This window comes from Kaistella sp. (assembly GCF_049588135.1).
Lineage (GTDB): Bacteria > Bacteroidota > Bacteroidia > Flavobacteriales > Weeksellaceae > Kaistella.
On record NZ_JBAVFG010000090.1, the window covers coordinates 1 to 2,659 of the forward strand.

A 2,659-nucleotide genomic window follows, 5' to 3' on the forward strand; every position below is an offset into this window, starting at 1 on the left:
TGTTCCTCGTCACGAAGATAATAATTTTTGAAAGCAATTCACAACCACCCTACAAGAGGAGCACCTGCCCATGGGGTTGTTCCTCGTCACGAAGATAATAATTTTTGAAAGCAATTCACAACTACAGTGACGAACTGGTAACGAATAATACAGTTGTTCCTCGTCACGAAGATAATAATTTTTGAAAGCAATTCACATAAAATCATTAAATCAAAATGTCCGAAAATATAAATCAAAAAGTCAAAAAAAGTGTCCCGTCCTAAAAATCCGATACAGATTATAGGTCTTTTTTTTAACATTCAGTGAGAATTTCGTACGCTCGTCTTCTAGTACTTTTCTGTGGTTTTAATAGATATGAACATTTCTAAGGAATGGCCTTAATGACAAAAATAGGAGATGCCCCTTATAAAATAGAAACAGACGAAAGTGGCGTAAAACCAATCTTTAATGAAAGTGATATTAAGGGTATTTGAAAAAAACTGAAAGAACGTTACTCAAATGGTTGAGGTTTACGGATCTTAGTTTTCTTTTTTGATGAAGAAAAAAAGACCTTTATAAATCATCTTTTTTTCCGAAATTAGCAGAATGATTTTAGAAAAAGAAATAAGTTTTATTCTCGCTTTAGATGCATTAAAAAATGTGAATCGTAGAAACTTCAATCTCGATAATTCACGACGGGAAAATACCGCCGAACACAGTTGGCAGATTGTGGTTCTTGCACAGATTCTTTTACCTTATGCAAAAGATCAAACGAAAATAAATCTTTTGCGAGTGATCAAAATGCTGTCAATTCATGATGTGGTAGAAATCGAAGCTGGCGATACTTTTATTTTTGATGAAACTGCGATGATGGGGAAATATGAACGTGAATTAGCCGCAGCCAAAAAAACTTTCGGTATTTTAGATGAACCTTTAAGTTCTGAATTTTTAAACCTGTGGATTGAATTTGAAGAGGAGGCAACAACAGATGCGATTTTTGCCTGCGCTGTAGATCGAATAATGCCTTTTATTTTAAATGTTTATGGCGATGGTACCAGTTGGACAGAAGCGGGGATAAAACCTGAGCAGGTAGAGAATATAGTAGGAAAAGCAGTGAAAAGAGCTTCCGAAGAAATGGGTGAAGCATTTGAGATTTTACTTAAAAAAGCAATTGATCAAGGAAAACTTAAGATGTGAAATTTTCAAATCAATAGTTAAAGTCCCTGTTGCTGTTAAAAAGGATAGAGAATATTTATGATGAAAAACTAGCGAAGGTATCCCAATTTTTTTAAGTCGTCAGTTCCATTTAATATTTTTGTCGAGCCTTCTTTTAATAAAAATATTTTGTCAGAAATTTCCAGTACATGTTGATATTGATGATCAGTGATGATGATGCCTTTGTCTTTCGATTGTTCTGTAATTAAAAGTTTTATTTCCTCAATGATTTTTGGTGACAAAGAATGGAAGGGTTCATCTAACAATAGAAAACGACAATCAGAAAATAGCAGTATTAAAATTTCTAGTAACCGCTTTTCTCCGCCCGACAGATGATGCGGTTTTTTATCTAAATATGAACTCATTAATTGATGATTCTTTAGATTATAGGCATTGCTTTCATTGCAAAATAAGTCGATACTATTTTTAATTTTTAGATGAGATGGAAGGAAATGATTTTGCGCTAAAAAATGAATCAAGTTTTTGTTATCACTTACTTTGGTAATGACCTTCGATCCAACCCGAATAAATTTGTTTTCTGCTGAAGCGGTTCCGAAAATAATATTAAAAAGCGTTGTTTTCCCACTTCCATTTCGTCCGAGAACTCCTACAATTTCATTTGTTTCGCAACCGATAAATATGTCTTTTAGAATCTTTTGTTCGCCAAATGATTTTTCAATGCTATCAACGTGTAGTTTTAAAATTTCCATATCAGAAATTCTAAAGTTAAACTGATTAAAAGCGTCACAATCCACAAGGATTTTCTGCTTAAACCAAAATTTGCATAAAAATGATATTCATTTTTAAATCGAACTTCATAAGTTATATAATGAAAAAGCGGAGCACATAAGAGGTAGCAAAGTGCAAGGTTTGCAAAGGTAAAACCAATCATAAAAGAGATGGTAAGACTCACCAAAAAACTGATCAAAAAAATTTTTTGATAGAAATAAAAATATGCTTTTAAAGTTCTCACTATTTAAATCCTCTCCAATTCATCACCAGAAATCTGCGTTTTGAAACTTCCGTAATTCACCGAAACTTTTCCGTTTTTATCAATTTTATCAATGGTTCCTACGCTTGCAGATCCTTTAATTCTTACACGCTGCCCAACTTTCATCCAAACAGCGCGTTCTTTTTGGCGCTTGTTTTCCAACTTTTCACTGGTTTCTACAATTTTTTCCTGAACGTCCACTTTCTTCAGTTGCTGCGTAATTTTTCGCTTTACGATTTGTAGTCTTTTATTTTCATCTTTGTCGGCACCGAGTTTGCGAAATTTTTCCTGCTCCAAAATTTTAATGAAATCTGCCACGACCAATTTTCGAGATTTCCCTTTGACATAAGAATCGATAAAGGTCTCAATTTTATTTCCAAACTGAAGTTTTCGATGTTCGTCTTCGTAGAGTTTTTGAAAATTAAAGAGTTTCTGTTCCAGTTGGTCATTCAGTTTTTCTAGATTTTCTTTTTT

At 33.2% G+C, this 2,659-nt stretch carries 2 protein-coding genes and 1 pseudogene; 1 reads left to right on the forward strand and 2 read right to left on the reverse strand.

Annotation, left to right across the window (positions count from 1 at the left end):
- The first annotated feature begins 585 nt into the window (after nucleotides 1–585).
- Nucleotides 586–1,176 carry an HD domain-containing protein gene (locus tag WBY99_RS05230; protein ID WP_423975281.1) on the forward strand — a complete coding sequence of 197 codons (591 nt, stop codon included), beginning with the start codon at nucleotides 586–588 and terminating at the stop codon, nucleotides 1,174–1,176.
- Nucleotides 1,177–1,244: 68 nt separating this feature from the next.
- On the opposite strand, the gene WBY99_RS05235 is transcribed toward WBY99_RS05230, so the two are convergent.
- Both WBY99_RS05235 and WBY99_RS05240 read right to left on the reverse strand, forming a co-directional pair.
- Nucleotides 1,245–1,904: an ATP-binding cassette domain-containing protein gene (locus WBY99_RS05235; protein WP_423975282.1), complete on the reverse strand. Its 660-nt coding sequence runs from the start codon at nucleotides 1,902–1,904 to the stop codon at nucleotides 1,245–1,247.
- A gap of 266 nt (nucleotides 1,905–2,170) precedes the next feature.
- Nucleotides 2,171–2,659 (reverse strand): annotated as a pseudogene (locus WBY99_RS05240) (endonuclease MutS2); the annotation flags it as partial.

What these genes read in the sequence shown, in the direction of transcription:
- WBY99_RS05230 (WP_423975281.1), top strand. Translation starts at nt 586, where the DNA reads ATGATTTTAGAAAAAGAAATAAGTTTTATTCTCGCTTTAGATGCATTA.
- WBY99_RS05235 (WP_423975282.1), bottom strand. Translation starts at nt 1,904, where the DNA reads ATGGAAATTTTAAAACTACACGTTGATAGCATTGAAAAATCATTTGGC.